This is a genomic window from Burkholderia orbicola (assembly GCF_900100915.1).
Classification (GTDB): domain Bacteria; phylum Pseudomonadota; class Gammaproteobacteria; order Burkholderiales; family Burkholderiaceae; genus Burkholderia; species Burkholderia orbicola.
Genome location: NZ_FNKW01000002.1, coordinates 1,736,835 through 1,758,889, shown reverse-complemented (window position 1 = coordinate 1,758,889; position 22,055 = coordinate 1,736,835). Strand labels below are relative to the sequence as shown.

21 protein-coding genes are annotated in these 22,055 nt (G+C 68.8%); 3 read left to right on the top strand and 18 right to left on the bottom strand.

The window, feature by feature from the left end; translation table 11 throughout:
• Nucleotides 1–2: 2 nt before the first annotated feature.
• The 14 genes from BLS50_RS24740 to BLS50_RS24675 all read right to left on the bottom strand — a co-directional run bounded on the left by BLS50_RS24740 (nucleotide 3) and on the right by BLS50_RS24675 (nucleotide 15,566).
• A complete protein-coding gene (locus BLS50_RS24740) occupies nucleotides 3–1,025 on the bottom strand; it encodes a MerR family transcriptional regulator (RefSeq protein ID WP_074804769.1) in 1,023 nt (340 codons plus the stop codon).
• 88 nt (nucleotides 1,026–1,113) lie between these two features.
• Complete coding sequence (gene xylB, locus BLS50_RS24735) at nucleotides 1,114–2,580, bottom strand: xylulokinase (RefSeq protein WP_074804766.1); 1,467 nt, start codon at nucleotides 2,578–2,580, stop codon at nucleotides 1,114–1,116.
• Entirely contained in the window at nucleotides 2,577–3,515 is a 939-nt protein-coding gene (locus BLS50_RS24730; protein WP_074804763.1) for an AraC family transcriptional regulator, read from the bottom strand. Before BLS50_RS24730 ends, xylB begins: the two co-directional genes overlap by 4 nt.
• A gap of 29 nt (nucleotides 3,516–3,544) precedes the next feature.
• On the bottom strand, nucleotides 3,545–4,738 hold the full coding sequence (locus BLS50_RS24725) for an ABC transporter ATP-binding protein (RefSeq protein ID WP_074804760.1): 1,194 nt from the start codon (nucleotides 4,736–4,738) through the stop codon (nucleotides 3,545–3,547).
• A gap of 3 nt (nucleotides 4,739–4,741) precedes the next feature.
• Entirely contained in the window at nucleotides 4,742–5,776 is a 1,035-nt protein-coding gene (locus BLS50_RS24720; protein WP_006494552.1) for an NAD(P)-dependent alcohol dehydrogenase, read from the bottom strand.
• A 10-nt stretch (nucleotides 5,777–5,786) separates the two neighbouring features.
• On the bottom strand, nucleotides 5,787–6,614 hold the full coding sequence (locus BLS50_RS24715; protein ID WP_074804757.1) for a carbohydrate ABC transporter permease: 828 nt from the start codon (nucleotides 6,612–6,614) through the stop codon (nucleotides 5,787–5,789).
• The gene (locus tag BLS50_RS24710) at nucleotides 6,602–7,561 is read right to left on the bottom strand and encodes a carbohydrate ABC transporter permease (protein ID WP_256334141.1); all 960 of its coding nucleotides are present in this window, start codon (nucleotides 7,559–7,561) and stop codon (nucleotides 6,602–6,604) included. The genes BLS50_RS24715 and BLS50_RS24710 overlap by 13 nt, the downstream gene beginning before the upstream one ends.
• On the bottom strand, nucleotides 7,545–8,810 hold the full coding sequence (locus BLS50_RS24705; RefSeq protein WP_412668073.1) for an ABC transporter substrate-binding protein: 1,266 nt from the start codon (nucleotides 8,808–8,810) through the stop codon (nucleotides 7,545–7,547). Before BLS50_RS24705 ends, BLS50_RS24710 begins: the two co-directional genes overlap by 17 nt.
• A gap of 209 nt (nucleotides 8,811–9,019) precedes the next feature.
• Nucleotides 9,020–9,979 (bottom strand): amidohydrolase family protein, encoded by a 960-nt coding sequence (locus tag BLS50_RS24700; RefSeq protein WP_074804751.1) that lies wholly within the window; start codon nucleotides 9,977–9,979, stop codon nucleotides 9,020–9,022.
• 1 nt (nucleotide 9,980) lies between these two features.
• Complete coding sequence (locus BLS50_RS24695; protein WP_027809531.1) at nucleotides 9,981–10,928, bottom strand: YncE family protein; 948 nt, start codon at nucleotides 10,926–10,928, stop codon at nucleotides 9,981–9,983.
• Nucleotides 10,929–10,969: 41 nt separating this feature from the next.
• Nucleotides 10,970–12,262, bottom strand: a complete 1,293-nt coding sequence (locus tag BLS50_RS24690) for an MFS transporter (RefSeq protein WP_074804748.1) — start codon at nucleotides 12,260–12,262, stop codon at nucleotides 10,970–10,972.
• 100 nt (nucleotides 12,263–12,362) lie between these two features.
• Nucleotides 12,363–13,280, bottom strand: coding sequence for a dihydrodipicolinate synthase family protein (locus tag BLS50_RS24685; protein ID WP_074804745.1), 918 nt, complete (start codon nucleotides 13,278–13,280; stop codon nucleotides 12,363–12,365).
• An 8-nt stretch (nucleotides 13,281–13,288) separates the two neighbouring features.
• Nucleotides 13,289–14,461 (bottom strand): L-rhamnonate dehydratase, encoded by a 1,173-nt coding sequence (locus BLS50_RS24680; RefSeq protein ID WP_006480062.1) that lies wholly within the window; start codon nucleotides 14,459–14,461, stop codon nucleotides 13,289–13,291.
• Nucleotides 14,462–14,510: 49 nt separating this feature from the next.
• A complete protein-coding gene (locus BLS50_RS24675; protein ID WP_027809528.1) occupies nucleotides 14,511–15,566 on the bottom strand; it encodes a 4-hydroxythreonine-4-phosphate dehydrogenase PdxA in 1,056 nt (351 codons plus the stop codon).
• Between the two features lie 114 nt (nucleotides 15,567–15,680).
• Between BLS50_RS24675 and BLS50_RS24670 the strand changes: the two genes are divergently transcribed.
• The gene (locus BLS50_RS24670; RefSeq protein WP_011548656.1) at nucleotides 15,681–16,628 is read left to right on the top strand and encodes a LysR family transcriptional regulator; all 948 of its coding nucleotides are present in this window, start codon (nucleotides 15,681–15,683) and stop codon (nucleotides 16,626–16,628) included.
• Nucleotides 16,628–16,879, top strand: a complete 252-nt coding sequence (locus BLS50_RS36065) for a hypothetical protein (protein WP_256334140.1) — start codon at nucleotides 16,628–16,630, stop codon at nucleotides 16,877–16,879. Before BLS50_RS24670 ends, BLS50_RS36065 begins: the two co-directional genes overlap by 1 nt.
• Nucleotides 16,880–16,929: 50 nt before the next feature.
• On the opposite strand, the gene BLS50_RS24665 is transcribed toward BLS50_RS36065, so the two are convergent.
• Complete coding sequence (locus tag BLS50_RS24665) at nucleotides 16,930–18,201, bottom strand: MFS transporter (RefSeq protein ID WP_069230451.1); 1,272 nt, start codon at nucleotides 18,199–18,201, stop codon at nucleotides 16,930–16,932.
• Nucleotides 18,202–18,382: 181 nt separating this feature from the next.
• On the opposite strand from BLS50_RS24665, the gene BLS50_RS24660 reads away from it, so the two are divergent.
• The gene (locus tag BLS50_RS24660; protein ID WP_074804743.1) at nucleotides 18,383–19,069 is read left to right on the top strand and encodes a hypothetical protein; all 687 of its coding nucleotides are present in this window, start codon (nucleotides 18,383–18,385) and stop codon (nucleotides 19,067–19,069) included.
• Between the two features lie 34 nt (nucleotides 19,070–19,103).
• On the opposite strand, the gene BLS50_RS24655 is transcribed toward BLS50_RS24660, so the two are convergent.
• The 3 genes from BLS50_RS24655 to hchA all read right to left on the bottom strand — a co-directional run bounded on the left by BLS50_RS24655 (nucleotide 19,104) and on the right by hchA (nucleotide 21,927).
• Complete coding sequence (locus tag BLS50_RS24655; protein ID WP_012338978.1) at nucleotides 19,104–20,189, bottom strand: ATP-binding protein; 1,086 nt, start codon at nucleotides 20,187–20,189, stop codon at nucleotides 19,104–19,106.
• Nucleotides 20,186–20,923 (bottom strand): response regulator, encoded by a 738-nt coding sequence (locus BLS50_RS24650; RefSeq protein WP_011694919.1) that lies wholly within the window; start codon nucleotides 20,921–20,923, stop codon nucleotides 20,186–20,188. The genes BLS50_RS24655 and BLS50_RS24650 overlap by 4 nt, the downstream gene beginning before the upstream one ends.
• A gap of 122 nt (nucleotides 20,924–21,045) precedes the next feature.
• Nucleotides 21,046–21,927 (bottom strand): glyoxalase III HchA, encoded by an 882-nt coding sequence (gene hchA, locus BLS50_RS24645; RefSeq protein ID WP_074804740.1) that lies wholly within the window; start codon nucleotides 21,925–21,927, stop codon nucleotides 21,046–21,048.
• Nucleotides 21,928–22,055: the final 128 nt, after the last annotated feature.

Sequence of the window (22,055 nt, the reverse complement as noted above, 5' to 3'; positions counted from 1 at the left end):
GCTCACGCCGTCATCGGCCGCCGCGCAATCCGCTCCCGGACCTCCGGCGCCGCCAGGCACGTGGCCACGGCTTCATACCCCGGCGCGCCGGGGTAAGGCGCCACGCGCGCAGGCGGGCTGTGATTGGCCGGGCACAGCAGGATGGTTTCGTCGGGGCCGACCGCCGCGAGATCGAGGATGGCCGACGAGCGCGTCAGCAGGAACAGCGGCCGCATGCCGGCGGCCGCGCCTTCGCGCAGATGCGCGATCAATGCCAACTGCGTGGCCCGGTCGAGACCCTGTTCGATCATGTCGACGATCCGCACGCGCGGGCCTCGCGCTTCGAGGCTGACGAGGAGTGCCGTCAGCGCTGGTGACGGCGTCGCGCCTTTGGCGGCGAGCAACGCCGACACGCGATCGACGCGCGACTTCAATTCCGGATCGGCGCGCACTGCATCGAATGCCGCGGCACAATCGTCGTCCAGCCGATCGAGGCCGACGAACACCGCGCCGGGCAACGCATCGGCCAGCCGAAGCGCGAGCCGCGTCTTGCCGCTCCCCAGCGAACCGATGATGTAGTTCAACGGCCGGATATCGCGACACTCGAACCATTCGCCACCCCACGGCCACGGCAGGCTGAACGCGACGCCGGCGCTGCCTGGGTCGACGAGCCGCGCGAGTTCTCCGTTCGTCGGCATCCGCCCCCGTGCCAGGTCGGCGCGCATCGCGCGCACGCTGTCGAGCTTGGCGACGAGATCCTGAATCCCGCGATCGAGCGCCGCTTCGTGAGCGGCCAGCGCGGCATCGAGACCGCGCGCATCGCCGTCGAGCACGCTCGCGACCTGCGCGAGACCGAGGCCGAGCTTGCGCAGCGCCGCGATGTCGGCGGCGCGGGCGAGGTCGACCGGGCCGTACGCGCGGTATCCGGCCGGCGTGCGTTCGGGCGTGACGAGGCCGTGCCGCTCGTACAGCCGCAGCGCCTTGATCGAGACGCCGAGCCGCGCGGCGGCGGCCGATGCGTTCAAACGGGGCGTGTCGGTACCCATCCGTCACCTCTTTGCTGTCGATTCGTTGCGGTCGGCATAAAGGCGATCCCAAGGGCCGGGTCAAGCGCGATCGCGCGGCCGTTCCCGTTCAATCGGCGGCCGCGAACTCGTCCCGCAGCGCGCGATACAACCGCCGGTAGCGCGCGAGCCGCCCCGCCAGCAGATCGACCGACGCGGCATCGGGCGCGACCGTCTCCGTGACGGGCGGCGCGACGCAGACTTCTTCCAGCGTATCGTCCGTCGCCGCCAGCCGTGCGAGCCGCGCCGCGCCGAGTGCCGCACCGACCGCGCCGTCTGCATGGCGCTGCATCGAGAGGCCGGTCGCATTCGCGCATAGCCCTGCCCAGAACGCGCTCTTCGAGCCGCCGCCGATGAACGACACCGCGTCGAGCGTCGTGCCGGCCGCGCGCAGCGCGTCGTAGCCGTCGGCCATCGCGAACGCGACGCCTTCCATCACCGCATACGCGAGATCGTCGGCGCCGTGTTCGTTCGACAACCCGAAGAACACGCCGCGCGCATGCGCGTCGTTGTGCGGCGTGCGCTCGCCGCCGAGATACGGCAGGAACAGCGGCGCGCGGGCCGGATCGGCGTGTTCGGCGCGCGCCGCCAGCACAGCGGGCGTCGTGCCGTGCGCACGCGCGAGCCAGTCGAGGCTCGCCGCGGCCGACAGGATCACGCTCATCTGGTGCCAGCGCCCTTCGACGCAGTGACAGAACGCGTGCACGGCGGCGTCCGGGTTCGGCGCGAAGCGGTCGTTGCCGGCGAACAGCACGCCCGACGTGCCGAGCGACAGGAAGCCGCTGCCGGCACCCGTGACGCCCATGCCGATCGCGGATGCCGCGTTGTCGCCGGCGCCGCCGGCGATCGTCACGGGCCCGTCGATGCCCCATTCGCGCCGCAACGCGTCGCGCAACTGCGCGGCGGGCGCGTTGCCTTCGACGAGCCGCGGCATCTGCGCGCGCGACAGCTCGGTCGCGGCGAGCATCCGGTCGGACCAGTCGCGGCGCGCGCAGTCGAGCCACAGCGTGCCCGACGCGTCGGACATGTCGGACACGAATTCGCCGGACAGGCGCCAGATCAGGTAGTCCTTCGGCAGCAGCACCTTGTGCACCGCGCGAAACACGGCCGGCTCGTATTTCGCGAGCCACAGCAGCTTCGGTGCGGTGAAGCCGGGCATCGCCATGTTGCCGGTGATCGCGCGCGATTCCGGCACCAGCGCTTCCAGCTCGACGCATTCGGTGCCGGCGCGCGTGTCGTTCCACAGGATCGCGGGGCGCAGCACCTGATCCGCGCGGTCGATCAGCGTCGCGCCGTGCATCTGGCCGGACAGCGCGATGCCGCGCAGCGCGGCGAAGCCGGCCGGATGCGCGGCGCGCACCGACGCGATCGCGTCGAGCATCGCGTGCCACCACGCCTGCGGGCTTTGTTCGGACCAGTGCGGATGCGGCCGGCTGATCGACAGCGTGGCCGCGCCGGTGGCGAGGGGGACCGATCGGGAATCGGTGAGCAGAACCTTGACCTCGGACGTGCCGAGATCGATGCCGAGGAATGTCACGTGTGAAGCGTCCTGTCTGGGGTGCGCGGCGGCGGCGCGCGTCGCGGGGGCGGTGCGTCGTCGCGGCCGTGCGGTTCGTTGAGCCGGTGCAGCGCGCGGAATTTCGACGGCGGCACCTGCTTCATCGCGAGAAACTGACGGTTGAAGTTCGACAGGTTGTTGAAGCCAACCCGGTAGCAGATGTCGGTCACCGTCAGGTCGGAAAACATCAGCAACTCGCACGCCTCGTTGATGCGCAGCCGGTTCAGGTAGCGCACGAACGACGAGCCGGTGTGACGCCGGAAAAACCGCGTGAAGGTGCTGACGCTCATGCCGGCGAACGCGGCGACGTCGGTTTCGCGCAGCATGCCGGGCAGGTTCTGCTGGAGATACGACAGCACCTGGTTGATGGTCGACGACATGTAGTGCTGCGCGTCGCTGCGGTAGCCGGGCCCCGCGAGCACGCGCCGCTCGCGGCACGACGACAGCCGGTCGAACAGCGACATCAGGATCTCGACGCGGCGGCAGCCGTGCGCGTTCGCGAGTTCGAGCATCAGCGGCGCGACCTCGACGCCCACGCGGTCGGGAAACTGCACGCCGCGCGCCGCGTCGTCGATCAGGTCGATCACCGGCTGCAGCTCGCTGAACGCGCCGACCATCTTCTCGATCGCATCGCGCGAGAACTGCAACACGACGTCGCGCGACGGCACGCGTTCGCCGTCGGCGAGCTCGCTGACCCAGTTGTGCGGCAGGTTCGGCCCGGTGACGATCAGGTTGCCCGGGCCGAAATCGCCGATGTGATCGCCGACGAACACCTTGCCGCGCGACGCCTGGATCAGGTGAATCTCGTACTCCGGATGGAAGTGCCACTTCGCGACCGAATGCGGATAGTCGTGGACCCACGCGCGAAACGATTCGTCGCGGTGGGTGGGAACGATCTCGAGATCCGGGTTCATCGTGTGCTCCGTCGGGGCGTGCCGGCGTGCTACGGACGGGACATCGACCAGCCCGTCGCGGCGGGCGGCGTGGCGCGCGTCGCGGCCGTCGGCGGCACCGCGTGCGCGATCGGGTTCGCATCCGGCAGCGTGACGTTGCGCTCGGTGCCGGCGTCGAACAGATGCAGGGCTTCTTCGTCGAAGCGAAACGCTACCACGGCGCCGGGCGCCGGGGCCATCGGGGCCGGCACGAGGGCCGCGCACGGCTGGCCGCGCCAGTCCAGCGTGACGAGGGCCTCGGCGCCGAGCAGCTCGACGAGCTCGACCGTGCCGGTCAGCGCGAGCGTACCCGGGGTCGGATCGCCTTCGGCGACGAGCCGCAGGTGGTTCGGCCGGATCGCGGCCTTCACCTGTTGACCGTCGTGCAACTGCGCGAAGCGCGGTGACGCGAGCGGCCAGCGCGCGCCGTTGCAGTCGACCCACACGTTCGCGCCGACGCGCTCGATCGTCCCGTCCGCGAAGTTCATCGCGGGCGTGCCGACGAACCCGGCCGCGAATACCGTGTGCGGCTGGCCGTACAGCTCGGCGGGCGTGCCGATCTGCTCGATGTGGCCGCCGCGCATCAGCACGACGCGGTCGGCGAGCGTCATCGCTTCGAGCTGATCGTGCGTGACGTACAGCGTGGTGGTCTTCAGTTGCCGGTGCAGCCGCTTGATGTCGGCGCGCAACTGCGTGCGCAGCTTCGCGTCGAGGTTCGACAGCGGCTCGTCGAACAGGAACACGGCCGGCGTCTTGATCATCGCCCGCGCGATCGCCGCGCGCTGCTGCTGGCCGCCCGACATCGCGCGCGGGCGGCGGTCGAGCAGCGCGTCGAGGCTCAGGATGCGCGCGACGTCGCGCACGCGGCGGTCGATCTCGTCGGCCGGCACCTTCAGCCGCCGCAGGCCGAACGCGATGTTGTCGTACACCGTCATGTGCGGGTACAACGCGTAGTTCTGGAACACCATCGCGACATTGCGCTCGCGCGACGGCAGGTCGTTGACGACCGCGTCGCCGATCACGAGCTCGCCGCCGGTGATCGCCTCGAGGCCCGCGATCATCCGCAGCATCGTCGACTTGCCGCAGCCGGACGGGCCGAGCAGCACGATGAATTCGCCGTCGGCGATCTCGAGGTCGAGCGGATGCAGCACGGCGGGGCCGCCGTCGTAGTGTTTCGACAATGCGTGGCAGACGATTCGGGCCATGGCTCAATCCATTTCGATCTGAATCTTGACGTCGCGCGGATGCCCGCTCGCCGCTTCCTCGAACGCGCGCACGCCTTCGGAAAACGGAAACGTGCGCGAGATGAACGGCTTCACGTCGATCGCGCCGGACGCGATCAGCGCGAGCGCGCGCGGAAAGATGTTCGCGTAGCGGAACACCGATTCGATGCGGCCTTCCTTCGCCTGCAGCGCGACGACGTCGAGCGGCACCGGCGCGACCGGCATCCCGATCAGCACCGCGCAGCCGCCCGGGCACATCAGGTCGACGAGGCCCGCATACGCGTTCGCGCTGCCGCTCGCCTCGAACACGACGTCCGCGCCCCAGCCGCCGGACGCCTCGGCCACCGCGTCGGCCAGCGGCCGCGTACGCACGTCGACGGTCGTGACGGCCGGGTTGCCGGCGAACAGCGCGAGCTTGTCCGGCACGACGTCGGCGAGGATCACGCGCGCGGCGCCGCCGGCGAGTGCGGCCAGCGCCGTCATCGCGCCGATCGTGCCGGCGCCGATCACGACGGCAAGGTCGCCCGGCTTCATCGCCGCCTTCTTCGCGGCTTGCAGGCCGATCGACAGCGGCTCGACGATCGCGCCTTCGGCGAACGACACGTTGTCGGGCAGCCGGTACGTGAACGCGGCCGGATGCACGACGAACGGCGTCAGGCAGCCGTGGATCGGCGGCGTCGCCCAGAAGCGCACGTCGGGATCGAGGTTGTAGAGGCCGCGCAGCGTCGCGGGCGAATCGAGGCGCGGCACGCCGGGCTCCATGCATACGCGGTCGCCGACGCGCAGGTGCGTGACGTCGGCGCCGGTCTCGACGACGGTGCCGGACGCTTCATGGCCGAGCACCATCGGCGCGTCGACGCGGAACGGGCCGATGCCGCCGTGAACGTAGTAATGCACGTCGCTGCCGCAGACGCCGACCGTATGCACCTTGATCCGGACGTCGCCGGGGCCGACCGCTTGAGGCAGGTCGATGTCGCGCAGCGCGAGCTCGCGCGTGCGTTCGAGTACGAGCGCTTTCAACGTGTTCTCCTTATTTTCCCTTGACCATCGAATTGAGCAGCCGGCTCAGCATGCCGACGAAGACGAGCGGCGGCAGCGCGAGCAGCACCGTCGACGCGTTGATCACGCCCCACGGCACTTCCTGGCCGAGCGACGTGAACGCGGACGCGACCACCGGCAGCGTCGCGCTGCGCGACGACGTGAGCGCGAGCGCGATCATCAGTTCGTTCCACACCAGCACGAAGCTGAACACGATGCCGCCGAGCAGGGTGCTCGCGCACACCGGCAGCGCGATATGCCAGAACACCGCGTACGGGCCGTAGCCGTCGAGCGCGGCGGCTTCCTCGATCTCGCGCGGCAGCCGGCGAAACACCGGGATCGACAGCCACGTGATGGTCGACAGCGTGACGAGCAGATACGTGACGATCATCGACAGCTTCGTGTCGTACAGCCCGAGATCGACCCAGATCGTGATCAGCGGCAGCGCGACCGCGACGGGCGGCAGGAAGCGCAGCGACAGCAGGAAGAACTGGATGTCGCGCTTGCCGCGTATCGGGTAGCGCGCGATCGCATACGCGGCCGGCACGCCGAGCACGGCGCCGATCAGCACCGCCGCGCCGACGATCGCGATGCTGTTGCCGAGCCCGATCAGTACTTCGGGGCTCGACAGCACCTGTTCGTAGTTCGCGAGCGTCGGCGTGAAGAAGAAGCGCGGCGTCGGCGTGACGATGTCGAGCAGGTGCTTGAGCGAATTGAGCACGGCCCAGAACAGCGGGAACGCGGCGACGAGCAGGATCGCGCCGGCGATCGCGACGGTCGAAACGTTGGCGGCACCGCGGCGGGCCATCAGTCGTCCCATTTGTTGACCCTCTTCCAGATGAGCGTGAAGACGAGCGTGGTCGCGACCATCATCAGCACGGCCATGCCCGACGCATACGACACCTTGCCGGCGAGGCCGATGCCCTGCTGGTACGCGTAGAGATCGAGCGTCTCGGTCGCGATGCCGGGGCCGCCCTTCGTCATCACATAGATCAGGTCGAACGAGCGCAGCGACTCGACCATCTTGATGAACACGAGGCTCACGAGCGGCGCCTTCAGCATCGGCAGCGCGATGTACGCATGCACCTGCCACGTCGTCGCGTAGTCGAGCCGCGCGGCTTCGAGCGGCTCGGGCGGCAGCGTTTCCAGCAGCTTCAGGATCACGACCGCGAAGAACAGCCCCCACTGCCACACGTCGACGAGCGCGACCGCGTACAGCGCGAGATGCGGATCGGCGAGAAACGCGGTGTGCTCGATGCCGAGCGCGCCGAGCAGCCAGCTCAGGATGCCGGTGAGCGGCGCGTACATGAACTTCCAGATGAACGCGGCCGACACGCGCGGCAGCAGCACCGGCATGATCAGCACCAGCGACGCGAAGCGGCGCCAGCGGCCGTGCACGCGCTCGAACAGGAACACCGCGAGCGCGATCCCGACCAGTACCGCGCCCGCGACCGTGACGACCTCCCACAGCACCGATACTTCGATCGCGTTGAGGAAGCGCCGGTCCGAGGCGAGTCGCACGAAGTTGCGCAGGCCGACGTATTCGCTGTCCGGGTAGCGCAGCACGCGGTTGCGCAGCGCGAGGTTGATCGCGGCGATCGTCGGGACGAGGCTCAGGACCGCGAGCAGCGCGAGCGTCGGCGCGAGGAACACCCACGGCAGGCTCGTGCGATCGCGGCGTGCGCGGCCGCGCGGGGCCGACGTTGCGGAAGGGGCCGGGCGGACGCCGAGCGCGCGTCCGCCCGTGCCGTCATTTGCGAGCGCCATGTTCGAGCGCGTCCTTCGCGTACTGGTCCGCTTCGTCGAGCGTGCCGCGGATGTCCGTCTGCGTGCCGGTGAACACCTGTTCGAGCGCGATACCGAGGTTGTCGCCGATATCCGGCCACTGCGGCGTGCGCCAGATCGTCACCTGCGTGACGGGGTTCGTGTCGTTCAGCCCGGCCTGGATCTGCGGCGCGACGTGCTGCTTGAAGTACGGGCTGGCGATCGTGCTCGAGCGGTTGTAGTCGCTGAACACGCCGTTGCGCAGCCGTGCCTGCTCCTGGTCCTTGCTGGTCGCCCACGCGATGAAGCGGCCGGCTGCCATCCGCGTGCAGTCGTCCTTCGCGCCGACCGCCGAGATCGCGAAGCCGTGGCCGTACGCGGCCGACGGCAGCGGTGCGGGCGGCCGCGTGTAGCCGACCTTGCCGGCCACGCTCGACTTGCTCGCGTCTTCCATCCAGTCCGCGAACGGTGTCGATTCGATCATGAACGCGACCTTGCCCGAGCGGAACGCTTCGAGCGCGTTGCTCCAGTCGTAGGTCGCCGAGCCCGGCGGCGCGTACTTGAACAGGTCGCTGTAGAGCTGCGTGGCCTTCACCGCGGCCGCCGAGTCGAACGCGGGCTGGCCGCCCTTGTCGGTCCACGCGCCGCCCATGCCGAGCATGAACGGCGACCAGCGCCACACGTTCATCCCCGAGCCGCGCTGGCCGCGCGCGACCCAGCCGTACAGCTTCGGCGGCGCGTTGAGCTTCTTGATCGCGGCGACGAGCTGGTCGAGCGTCTTCGGCACCGGGATGTGCGCGGCGTCGAGCAGGTCGCGGCGGTAGAACAGGAAGTCGCCGCCGCCGATCAGCGGCGCGAAGTACGCGACGCCGTTGTAGCTCGCGACCGCGCGGCGACCGGGCAGGAAGTCGTCGTAGTCGTAGTCCTTCGGGTAGTACTTGAGGAGCGGCACGATCCAGTTGGCCGACGCGAATTCGGCGACGTTCGCCTCGTCGACGTAGTAGATCTGGTAGGAACCGGCGCCGGTCGACGCGTCGAGCCGCGATTTCGCGCGGCGGTCGTTCTCGCCGAAGTAGCTGATCTCGACCTTCGTGCCGTTCTTCTTCTCGTAGTCGGCCAGCGATTTCTCCATCACCGACAGGCCGAGGCTCTTCTGCGCGAGCACGCGGAGGGTCGGCACCTTGCAGGTTTGCGCGGCCGCGACGCCCGGCAGACAGGCGCCGAGCAGCACGCCGGCTGCGACGATTCGCATCTTGTTCACCCGTGTCTCCTTGATTCTGCTTGTTCGAATGCCGCCGATGACGGCAGGGACAATGGTGTGACGCGGGCGATGCGATCACCACATCAAAAGAGTTCGTGAGCCGATACTTTTTGCTCACGGTGGGTCGTGCGATGCACAAAATGTGGTGGTCGGGGTGTGCGTGGTGCGGCCAGGCGGGGAGGAATGGCTGGAAGGCGGCGTTACCCGAGCGCCGGTTGATGCGGCGCGTCGAGCGCGATCCGGTACACCCGCAGTGCGTTGTCATGCCAGATCGCACGGCGCGCAGGGCCATCGAGATGCGCGATCGCACCGGCGAACGTGCGCAGCAGCGCGGGATACGACACGCGCAGCCCGGCCACCGGGAAATTGCTGGCGAACAGGCAGCGCTGCGAGCCGAAGATCGCGATCGTGTCGCGGATGATCCTTGCGTTGTCCGCGTCGTTCCATACCGCATCGCGCAGGCCGAGTTCGGAGATTTTCACGCTCACGCGCGGCAACGCGGCGAGCGCCGCCATGCCGCTGCGCCAGCGCGCGAGCCCGGCTTCGGAACGGTCCCACGGCAGCCCCGCGTGTTCGAGCACGACGTCGACCGCGGGCGCGTCGGCGAGCATCGCGGCCGCGTCGCCGAGATGCCAGAACGGCACGCGCAGATCCCAATTCAGGCCGTGCGCGGCGAGGTGTTCGAGCGCGGCCGGCCAGCGTCGATCATGCAGTGCGCCCGGCCCGTCGATCAACGCATCCGGCGCGGCCGCGGTGCGCGGCTTGAACCGCACGCCGCGCACGCGAGGCCACGCGGCCTGTTCGGCGAGCCGTTCGTCCGCATCGCCGGCCAGCAGGTCGACCCACGCGACGATCGCCGACGGTAGCGCGTGCGCGGCGGCAACTTCATGCAGCCAGCGCGTTTCCGCGAGTGCCTCGTCACGCGCGCGTTCGGCTTCGACGTGCACGCTGGCGACGAGCGGCGCGCATTGCGCCGCGCGCCGGAAAGCGTCGACGTCGAAGTCGCGGCACAGCGCCGCATAGTCGCCGAACATGAAGCGTGCCGGGTCGTAGTGCGTCTGCAGCCACGGGTAGTGCGCGCCCGCATCGAGTCGCCACAGATGGTGATGCGCATCGACGAGCGCATCGGGCATGCCGTCGGGCGGCGCTGCGTCGCGCATGTCAGAGGGCGCCGGCGAGCACGTACGACGCATCGGGCTCGCGCAGCGTCGCCAGCGCACCGACGAAACGCCACGCATCGAGGTCGAGTTCGCGCACATGATCGTCCTGGAACGACACGTACGCGACGCGTCGCGACGGATGGAACGACAGCGCGGTCGGGTTCGCGGGCAGCGCGATGCGCTCGATCTCCTCGAGCTGCCGCGCATCGAACACCGAGATCGACCGCTCGCCCGAGTTGGTCAACAGCAGCAGGTCGTGACCATCGGGCGCGCTCGTCCGGTAGATGCGGTTCGGGTCGCTGCGCGTTTTCACGCGGCGGCCGCAGGTCATCGTCGCCGTGTCGATCTCGACCAGCGTGTCGTCGCCGCGATTCGCGACGAACAGCGTGCGCTCGTCGCTCGACAGCGCATTGCCTTCGGGGCGCGGGCCGGGCATCACCGCGCGCGGCGCGACGGTCGCGTCGCGCGGATGGAATTGCGTGACCGTATTCGACAGCAGATGCACGCCGTATGCGCGGCTTGCGTCGCGCGTGAGCGTCACGAGATGCGTCTTCACGCCGCCGGACGGCACCGCCATGTTCGGGACCTGCTGCCGGGTCGGCTCATCGAAGACGAGCAGCATGTCGTGCGCTTCGCTCATCGCATAGAGCCGCCCGTCGCCGTCGCTCGCCATCCCGTGCGGCCGGTAGTACGGCCACAGGTCGAGCATGCGCGTGTGGGTGCGCTCGGCGAGATCGATCTCGGCGATCCGGTGATCGCCTTCATGGCCGCGCGACCACGCGGTCTCGATCCCGAAGATGCCGACGTACGCGTAGCGGTTGTTCACGTCGACGGTGAACTCGTGCGGGAAGTTCGGCAGCACGATGTGCTTGAGCGGCGCTTTCGTGTCGAGGTCGTAGAAGCTGAAGGTATGGGCGCATTTCTGCACCAGCAGCAGGATGTCGTTCATGGTGGGTCTCCGGTGTGTCGTTCCGTCCCGTGCAGGCGTCGTCAGCCCTCGCAGCGCTTCGGCAGCGTCAGCGCGAGCAGGCCGGCCACCGCGAGCGTGACCGCGAGGCTGTACACGCCGGCCGCCGAGCTCACGTGCTGCGTCAGCACGCCGACCGCATACGGCCCGCAGAAGCCGCCGAGATTGCCGAGCGCGTTGATCAGGCCGCGTGCGCTGCCGGCCGCCTCGACGCTGCAGAGCTTCGGCGGAATCGCCCAGAACACGCCGGCCGCCGCCTGCAGGAAGAAGCCGCAGCCGATCAGGAACGCGAACGATACGGCCATCGACGCATGCGTGAGCACCGACAGCGCGAGGCACGCGGCGAACCCGACGAGCGGCAGCAGCACGAACAGACGCCGCTTGCCGGTCCGGTCGGACCAATACGACGTGACGAGCATCCCGATCACCATCGCGACGTACGGCAGCATCGCGAGCAGGCCGATTCTGCCCATCCCGCTGTGCGTGAGGTTTTTCAGCAGGGTCGGCAACCACATCGTATAGCCGTAGATGCCGGCCTGATAGCAGAAGTTGATCGCGATGAGCAGCCAGATCGTCGGGTGGCGCAGCAGTTCGCCGAACGATGCCGCCGCCGGCGTGCCGGCCGCGCGCTTGCGTTCCTGCTCGTCGCGCAGCGCATCGAGGATGTAGGCCTTCTCGCACGGCGATACCCAGCGCGCGGTCTCCGGGCCGTCGTCCGCGAACAGCATCCACACCACCAGGCACAGCAGCGACAGTGCGCCCGCGCAGAAGAACAGGTGATGCCAGTCGTACGCGGCGAGGATGAAGCCGGACAGCGGCGCGGTGATCATGCCGGCGAGCGGCACGAACAGGATGACCATCGCATTCGCGCGGCCGCGTTCGCGATCGGGAAACCAGTGGCTGACCATCGTGAGCACGACGGGCAGCATCCCGCCTTCGGCCACGCCGAGCAAGAAGCGCAGCGCCAGCAACTGCCACGTGTGCGTGACGAGCCCGGTCAGCACCGACAGCACGGCCCAGCTCACGAGCGACCACGCGATGAACGCCTTGCCGCTGCCGAGTGCCGCGCGCCGGCCGCCGGGAATCTGCAGGAACAGGTAGCCGAAGAAGAAGATGCCGCCGGCGAGGCCGGCCATCGTCGCGTCCATGCCGAGATCGGCATTCATCCCGCCAGGCGTCGCGAACGCGATGTTCACGCGGTCCATGTAGGAAATGATGCAGGCGAGCAGCAGCGGTGGAATCACGCGGAGCCAGCGGCGGCGCGGGATGACTTCGCCGGCGTCGTATGCCGGGGTCGCGGGGTTCAGCAGGTTCATGGTGTCTCCGTCCATCTGATGAGCGGCGGCGGCCTTCTGTCGGGCCGCCGTCACGCCGATGCGCAACGCACGCGCGTTGCGGGTGCAAGCCAATGTCGGGTCAGCGCCCCCAGCGCAGCACGAGCGGGTCGAGCCGCCGCGCCGTGTCGAGCAGGCCGGCACGCACCTGCGGAGGCAACTCCGGCCACGGCGCGCGCGGCCGGTCGCACGCGATCACGCCGCCTTCCTTCATCAGCGCCTTCGCGGTGAGGAAGCCCGACTGGCGGTTCTCGTAGTTGATCAGCGGCAGCCAGCGCGCGTACGCGTCGCATGCATCGTCGCGGCGCCCGGCGAAATACGCGTCGGTGATCCGGCGAATGCCGTCCGGATAGCCGCCGCCCGTCATCGCGCCGGTCGCGCCGGCGTCGAGATCGGCGAGCAGCGTGATGCCTTCCTCGCCGTCCCACGGCCCCTCGATCGCATCGCCGCCGAGCGCGATCAGCTCGCGCAGCTTCGACGCGGCGCCGGCCGTCTCGATCTTGAAGTACGACACCGCGTCGATCTCGCGTGCGAGCGTCGCGAGCAGCGACGCCGGTAGCGTCACGCCGCTCGCCGGCGCGTCCTGGATCATCAGCGGAATGTCGAGGCCGTCGGCGACTTCGCGGAAGTACGCGCGCACCTGGGCTTCGGGCACGCGGAACGTCGCGCCGTGGTACGGCGGCATCACCATCACCATCGCCGCGCCGAGCGCCTGGGCCTGCCGGTTGCGCGCCGCGCAGATCCGCGCGCTGAAGTGCGACGTCGTGACGATTACCGGCACGCGGCCGGCGACGTGCTCGAGCGTCGTGCGTGTGACGAGATCGCGTTCGTCGTCGCCGAGCGCGAACTGCTCGGAATAGTTCGCGTGGATACAGAGCCCGTGCGAACCGGCATCGATCATGAAATCGACGCAGCGGCGCTGGCCGTCGAGATCGAGCGCGCCGTGCGCGTCGAAGATCGTCGGCACGACGGGAAAGACGCCCTGGTAGCGTGCGTTCATGGTCGGCCTCACTCGACGATGTCGAACTGGTCGAGGAATTCGGTCTTCAGCGTGAGGCCGAGGCCCGGCACGTCGTCGCGCAGTTGCAGGAAGCCGTTCTCGGCCACCGGCTCGCCGTCGAAGATGTAATAGAACAGCTCGTTGCCGACCTCGACGTCGAACATCGGGAAGTACTCGCTCATCGGCGACGCGAGCGTGCTCATCGTCAGGTGGTAGTTGTGCATCTGGCCCGCATGCGGAATCACCGGCACGCTGTACGCCTCGCACAGCGCGTTGATCTTGTGCGCCATCGTGATCCCGCCGACGCGGTTCGTGTCGTACTGGACGACCGACACGGCCTTGCGGTCGAGCAGCTGCTTGAAGCCGTACAGCGAGAATTCGTGCTCGCCGCCGGAGATCGGGATGCGCGTCAGCCGGTTCAGCTCCGCGTAGCCGTCGAGGTCGTCGGCGATCACCGGTTCTTCCAGCCAGCGCGGCTGATACTTCTCCAGCTTCGGCAGGATGCGCTTCGCATACTCGAGGTTCCAGCCCATGTAGCACTCGAGCATCAGGTCGTTGTCGTAGCCGATCACCTCGCGGATCGCCGCGACCGATTTCAGGTTCTCGACCACGCCCTGCTGCCCGTGCGCGGGCCCGTAGCCGAAGCGCATCTTGAACGCGCGGAAACCTTCCTTCAGGTACTGCTGCGCTTCCTCCTGCATCGCCTTCAGGTCGGTGCGGTACAGCTTCGAGTAGTAGCAGGGAATCCTTTCCTTGGTACGGCCGCCGAGCAGCTTGAAGACCGGCTTGCCGACGCTCTTGCCGAGGATGTCCCAGATCGCGATGTCGACGGCCGAGATCGCCGCCATGCCGATGCCCTTGCGGCCCCATGCGTGGGTCGCGCGGTACATCCGCTGGTTCAGGTACTCGTAGTCCCACGGGTCCTGGCCGATCACGAGCGGCGCGAGGTACTGGTCGATGATGACCTTCGCGACGTGCGGCGCGAGCGCGACGTTACCGAGGCCGACGATGCCGTCGTCGGTTTCGACTTCGACGACCGTCCACGCATGGAAGCGGAACGTGCTCATCGTTTCCTGCGGCGCGTACAGCAGGTCCATCGCATTCGAACAGAAGTTGCCCTGCGGCGGGACGGTCTTGCCTTTCCACTGGAATACGCGGGCGCGCACGGAACGGATCTTCATGAGGGTGTCTCCGGAATCGATGTTGTCGGGGGTAGAAGGCGTGCGAGCGTCACGCTGAAACGATGGGCGAGCGCCGCGCGGCGCCCATTCGGCACGCAATCTGCAGCGCCTGCCAGGTCGCGCCGACGTCGGCCGTGCCGCGGCCCGCGATGTCGTATGCGGTGCCGTGCGCGGGCGTCGTGATCGGTACGGGCAGCCCGCCCTGCACGGTCACGCCGCGCGAGAAGCCGAGCAGCTTGATCGCGATCTGCCCCTGGTCGTGATACATCGTGACGATCGCCTGGTAATCGCCGGCCTGCGCCTTCAGGAAGATCGTGTCGGCCGGGAACGGGCCGTGGAACGGCGCGTCGGTCGGCCAGTCGCGCGCCTGCAAGCGGCGCACGGCCGGCTCGATGATGTCGACTTCCTCGCGGCCGCAACTGCCGCCGTCGCCGCCGTGCGGGTTGAACGCGGCGATCGCCACCTTCGGCGCGGCGACGCCGTTCGCGAGCAGCGACCGGTAGATCAGCTCGGACGCCTGCTCGATCCGCTCGATGCTCAACTGGGCCGCCGCATCCTTCAGTGGAATATGCGACGAGATCCGCGCGGTCCACAGCTCGCCGAGCGTGTTGAATTCGCAGAAATAGCCGGTCACGCCGAGCGCCTCGGCGAAGTGGTGCAGCTCGTCGTCGTGGCGCAGCCCGCCGAGTTTCATCGCGTACTTGTTCAGCGGCGCGAAGCAGATCGCGTCGATGTCGCCGGCCAGTGCGGCGTCGAGGCAGCGGTCGAGCACGGCGAGCGTCGAGCGGCCGCCGGCGGCGCTCGCCTGGCCGACCGTGACCTGCGCGGGATCGACCGTGTCGACGGCGACGAACGCGGCGCGCGCGGCCGACGGCCGGTCGCGCACGGCGGCCAGCGACGCGACGGGTTCGACGTCGACCTTGACGCCGGCGACACGCTGGCCGGCTTCCCACAGCCAGCGATCGCCGATCAGCACGAGGTTCGCGCGGGCGGTGGCGTCGGGGCGGGCGAGCAGTTTCGCGATCAGTTCGGCGCCGATACCGGCGGGGTCGCCGAGCGTCAGCGCGACGACGGGCAGGGCGGCGGCGGTCGAGGGGGTGGGCATGCGGTGTCTCCGGTGCGGCGCGTGGCCGTTGGTCTATGGGGTTGATGCTAGGTAGACGGAATGAGTCGGTAAATTGAAAACTCTTGATGAATCGATAACCTGGAGTAATCAAAAATGGGCTCGATCGACCGACGAGACTCGACCCCGCAACTGCTGAACCGGCTGCGCATGCGGCAGATCGCGCTGCTGCTGGCTGTGGACGAATGCTCGACGCTGCGCGCCGCGGCCGAGCAGATGGGCCTCACGCAACCCGCCGCGACGAAGATGCTGGCCGAACTGGAGAGCGCGCTCGGCCAGCGGCTGTTCGATCGCATCGGGCGCGGGCTCGTGCTGAATCCGGCCGGCGAGCGCGTGCTCGGCTATTTCCGCGGCATCCGCGGCAGCATGGAGGCACTGAACCGCGAGCTCGGCGAACTGCAGCTCGGCAGCGCGGGGCGGCTCGCGATCGGCAGCATCATGGCGGCGTCGCCGGGGCGGCTGACCGAGGCGCTGGTGCAGTTGAAGGCGCGCTATCCGCTGCTCGCGATCGACATCGCGGTGGATACGAGCGACCGGCTGATGCCGCAGCTTCGCGAAGGCGTGCTCGAAGTGGTGATCGGGCGCCACGTCGGGACCGACTGCGACTTCCGCGTGGTCGACGACGAGGCGCTCGCGATCATCGCGGGCCGCGACCATCCGCTCGCGGGCGCGGGGCCGGTCGAATTCGATGCGCTGCTCGATTACGCGTGGATCCTGCAGCCGGCCGGCAGCCCGGCGCGCGAGGTCGTCGAGCGCGAATTCCGCATGCGTCACCAGCCGATGCCGCGCGGGCTCGTCGAAACGGGCTCGATCCTGACGACGATGAACCTCGTCGACCGTTCGCACATGCTCGGCGTGATTCCGCTGACGGTCGCGCGGCGCAATGCCGAACACGGGCTCGTCGCGATCATCGATTTCGCGCTCGAACAGAAGCTGCCGTCGTACGGCAGCCTCGTGCGGCGCGATCGGCCGTTGAGCATTCCCGCGCAGCAGTTTCTCGCGCTGTTTCACCGGGACGGCGCGGGGGATGACGGCGATGCGTAATGGCGCGGTTTGCCAGCCGCGGCGGCCGAGCCAGCCGCGCCAGCCGATTAGACCGATCAAGCCGATCAAGCCGATCAAGCCGAACCAGCCGCACCAACCGCACCAACCGCACCAACCGCACCAACCGCACCAACCGCACCAACCGCACCAACCGCACCAACCGCACCAACCGCACCAACCGCACCAACCGCACCAGCCGAACAACCCTGGCAAGCCAAGCCACCACCACAGCGGAACGCGGTGAAGCGTGATCGCGACGCCGGCGAGGTGGCCGAGGCAGGCGAACCCGAAGTGAACCGCTTCAGCGCACCGACGGCGCAGCAGGCGCGTCGACGAGCGCCGGCATCGATTCGGACAGCGCGCGGTCCGGGCGAATCCGCAGCGCGGCGACGATGCCGATCAACAGCATCGCGACCGAGCCGACGAACGGCACCGTCCAGCTGCCGGTGCGATCGACGAGATAGCCGAACAGGATCGGCGACAGGATTCCCGAGATCGCGGAACCGGCGTTCATCATCCCGCTCGCGATGCCGGCATGGGTCGGCGCGATGTCGCTCGGCACGGCCCAGATCGGCCCGATCGTCAGTTCGAGGCACAGGAACGATCCCGACAGGCACAGCGCGACGCCGGCCGTCGAGTGCACGAACGCGAGCGGCAGCAGGCAGACGAGCGCGCCGACGAAGCTCGTGACGATCACGCTCTGGCGTGACAGCGCGAGGTTGCCGGTCTTCCGGTAGATCCGGTCGCAGAGCCAGCCGCCGAGCGTATCGCCGACCACGCCCGCGAAGAACACGCCGGACGCGAACAACGCGGTCGATTTCAGGTTCAGGCCCTGGCCGTTCAGGAAGAAGGTCGGCAACCACGTGAAGAACAGCCACGCGGTCCAGCCGTAGCAGAAGTAGACGAAGATGGTCGGCGCCATGCGTCGGAACAGCGGCCCCCACGGCGCCGGGCCGGACGGTGGGGCAGGGCGCGCGGTGCGCGTGCGGCCGTCGTCGTCGCCCGCCGGATGCTCGCGGAAGCCGACGATCCACCACGCGAGCCACGCCAGCGTGACCGCGCCGATCACGAAGAACGCCGCGCGCCACGACAGCCACGTCATCAGTGCGGCGACGATCGGTGGCGTGACCGCGTTGCCGAGCCGGGAGAACGAATGGGTGAAGCCCTGCACGACGCCGCGCCGCTCGCGCGGGAACCAGTGCGTGACCGCCCGGGCCTGGGCCGGCAGCGTCGCGCCTTCGCCGATGCCGAGCAGCAGTCGCGCGGCGAACAGCAGCGTGAGGCTGTGCACGAGCCCGGTCGTGAACGTGGCGACGACCCAGATCAGCCCGCAGCCGATCAACGTGATGCGCGCGCCGAACCGGTCGGCGATCCAGCCGCCGCCGATCTGGCAGATTGCATACGAATACGCGAACGCGGAGAATGCGACGCCGAGCTCGGTATTCGACAGCCCGAGTTCGGCCTTGATCGCGCCGGCGGCGGTCGCGAGATTGACGCGATCGACGTAGAGGATGAACGAAAGCGCGCACAGCAGCCACAATGTGTGGCGCCGTTGACGATGGTCGTTGGGCATCTGCCTCACTCCATGTTCGTGCGCGGCGTTGCGACGACGCTGCGTTCACGGGCGGGCCCAGCATCGCGCGGCGGCGAAGACACTGTCCAATGAATCTTTGGGATCAATCGATAACCCCAGGTGTTCATTCCGCTTTCAGCCGCACCGGGCGCATGGATGCAACGGACCCACAGGTGAAGCATTGACCGACGACGACGAACTTTCGCTCCGCCCGGAGAGCCGCTTCTGGCAGCTCGCGCCGGTGAAATGGTGGGTCCGCGGACACGGCCGCGACGGCTATTCGTTCCGTCTGCTGCTGTGCCCGCTCGCGATCGTGTTCGTGCTCGAATTCGTCTGCGTGATGGCCGGTGCGCTGTACACCAGCATCGCGGTCAGCGCGGCCGCGACGCTGTTTCTCGGTATCGCCGGGTTTTACGGTGCGCAGCGCGAATGGCTGATGACGTCCGAAACCGCCCGCGCGCTCGTGAAGGCCCGCATGAAGAAGGCGGCCGAGCGGCTCGCGTCGCTCGGCGTCGGTGCGACCGTGCTCGCGATCTTCGTCGCGGCGACCTCGCTGTCGCTCGTGATGTCGGGCCGGCCGGTGCTGGACAGCGTGTCGAAGGAAGCGGTGTCGATCTTCATCGCGCTGGCGTTCCTGCCCGTGTACGTGTCCGGCGCGGTACGCAAGCTGGCGATCGCGCGGATCGAGGAACTGGAGGCGTTGCGTAACGCGACCGTCGGCACGCGGCTGAAATTCGACCGCGCTGGCGCGGTGCGCGCGGTGGTCGTGCAGGGCGCGGCCGGGAAAGGGACGGTATCGGTGATGGAATACACGGTGCTCGGGTTCAGCCCGCCGCTCGACCAGGTCGGGCGCGAACCGCGCGCGTGAGGGTGTCGCGGCGTAACGGCGTAACGGCGGCGGGTTACGCCGGGAACCGCTCGCTTTCGGGCGCCGGCACGAGATCGTCGGGCCACTGCACCTCGAACCGCGTGCCGCCGGCGCCGGTCGGCACGCACAGCGCTTCGCCGCGATGCGCATGCGCGATCGCCGCGACGACGGCGAGCCCGAGGCCCGTGCCGCCGGGTTGCGACTCGTCGACGCGCCGGAACGCCTGGAACACGTGCGGCGCGAACTCGGCCGGGATACCGGGGCCGTCGTCCTCGACGCGCAGCCGGCACATGCCGTCTTCGATGCGGGTCTGGATTCGAATCGCGCCCGGCACCGCGTGGCGGCGTGCGTTTTCCAGCAACGCGAGCAACGCCTGGCGGATGCGCACCGGGTCGCAGCACATGCGCCGCGGGTCGAGATCGAGCACCGGATGCTGGCCGGCGGCCTGCAGCGCGTGCGCGAACACGTCGACCACGGCGCGCACCTCGGCGGCCAGGTCGGTGTCGCGGATCTCGATGCTCAGATGGCCGCTGTCGGCGAGGCTGACCACGCGCAGATCCTCGATCAGCCGCGTCAGCCCTTCGACCTGCACGAGCAGGCTGCGGTACAGCGCATCGCTCGGCGTGAACACACCTTCGGCGAGCCCCTGCAAGCGCCCGCGCAGCACGGTCACGGGCGTGCGCAGCTCGTGCGCGATCGCCGCGTTCCAGAAGGTTTGCTCGTCCGTCACGCGCTGCAGCTCGCTTGCGAGCGCGTTGAAGTTGTCGGCGAGCAGCGCCGCTTCCTTCAACGAACGATCGCCGGCGACCGCGCGCGCCCCGAGATCGCCCCGCGCGACGCGGCGGATGCTGTCCGTCACCGAATTCAGCGGCACGAGGATGCGGCGCGACAGGTTGATCGCAACGATGACCGCGATCAACAGGCCGACCAGCGTGGTCGAGATGATCCACACCCATTCCGGCCCGCTCGGGAGCCAGCTCACCGCCTGGAAAGATTGCGGCGAGTACTGGTACAGCAGGTAGTAGAACGCATAGGCCGTCACGACGATCAGCACCGTGATGCCGAAGGCGATCGCACCCATCGTCAGCGCGATCTGGCGGCTCAGGCCATCGAGTCTCACTCGCCGCTCCACAGTTTGTAGCCGACGCCGCGCACGCTGGCCGGCACGCCCGCAACGCCGAGATCGTCGAGTTTCTTGCGCAGCTTGCTGACGTGGCTGTCGACCGTGCGTTCCAGCGCGTCGCCTTCCGGCAGGCAGGTCGCCATCAGCTCGGCGCGGCTGAACACGCGGCGCGGTGCGCGCGCGAGCTGCGCGAGCAGCTTGAATTCGGTGAGCGTGAGCACGAGCGTGTGGCGCGCGCCGTCGACTTCGACCGTCGCTTCGTGGTGCTCGAGATCGATCTCGAACGGCGCGGCGCGCAGCACGCGCTGCTCTTCCTGGCGCGAGCCGGCCATCGACCGGCGCAGCACGGCCTGCGCTCGCGCGACGACTTCGGCCGGGTTGAACGGCTTGACCACGTAGTCGTCGGCGCCGATGCGCAGCCCGGTCAGCTTGTCGATGTCCTGGTCGAGCGCGGTCAGCATGATGACCGGCGTGTCGCCGCGATGGCGAATCTCGGCGAGCACCTTCCAGCCGTCGACGTGCGGCATCTGCACGTCGAGCAGCACGAGGTCGGGCTTCAGCGACAGGTGGAGTTCGAGCGCGCGGCGGCCGTCGGCGGCGTGCACGGTGCGCAGGCCGTTGCGCGCGAAATAGGCGGTCAGGATCTCGGCGATCTCGGGTTCGTCCTCGGCGATGAGGACGAGCGCTTGCGCGCCTTGGCCGGCGCCGGGAGATGAAGAAAATTCGGGCATGGCCACTCGTTCGGATTCAGCGGGGTTCCATCGAATCGCCATACTACCGTACGGCTCTGGCGGTCGAGTGGAGACGGGCGGCCACGCCCCGGCAAGACGCCGCGCCAGGGCGGCGCGTACCGTCAGTGCCCGACTTCCTTCAGCAGCGCGGCGGCCGCGAGCTTGCCGATGCCGTTCGACGCGAGCGGACTGTCGCCCGTGATCAGTTTGCGGTCCTGATGGCAGCGCCCGGTCATGTCCTTGTTCAGCACGCGCGCGCCGAGCTTTTCGAGGCTCTGCGCGACGAGCCACGGCAGCGGGCCCGGCATGTAGCCGATGTCGAGGTTCGGCCCCGTGTCGAGTGCATCCGGAAACACGCAGAGCTCGTAGTCCTTGAACGGATAGTCCTCGGGATCTTCGTCGACGGCGGCCGACAGCAGGCATGCGGGCCCGTGACACAGCGTGATGATGTGCCGGTCCTGGTCGAGCGCCCAGCGCAGCGTGCGCTTGACGTCCTTGCTGTGCGGAATGCCGGCGAGCACGCCGTGGCCGCCGGGAATGAACACCGCGATATACGGCGAATCGGCGCCGGGATGCTGGTCGAGCACGTCGGACAGCTTGAGCGGCGTCTTCAGCTTCGGCAGGTACTTGCGGTAGGTGCTCTGCACGGCCTCGTCATCGCTCGGCATCGCCCAGAGTTCGAGCTTGGCCGGATTGCCCGACAGCGTCGCGATGTCGATCTCGAAGCCGGCCTTGTCCATGTGGTGCATCGGCAGCAGCATCTCGACCGGATGGTTGCCGGTCGAGAACATCTTGCCGTTCGTCATCAGGATGTAGCGCTCGTCGGTCGCGATCATCAGGACCTTCCACTTGCCGCCGGTGTACGGATTCGGGTAATCGGAGCCGTCGAAGTCGGTCTTCGACGACGTGTACTGCGACAGCGAATACGGCGACGGGAAATACGCGTTGTTCTCCGCCGGGTCGGCGGCGGGCGTGCGGTCCGTCTGCGTCGTGTCGGAAGTCATGGCTGCTCCTTGCTCGGGGGATGGGTTCGGATGGGGCGGGCGTGGCCGGTGGGCGCCTGCGTGAGTCGTCGCGGCGATTCCGCGGCGGCGACCTGGCGTTCCGGTCATGTCCCGGTCGTGCGGACGGG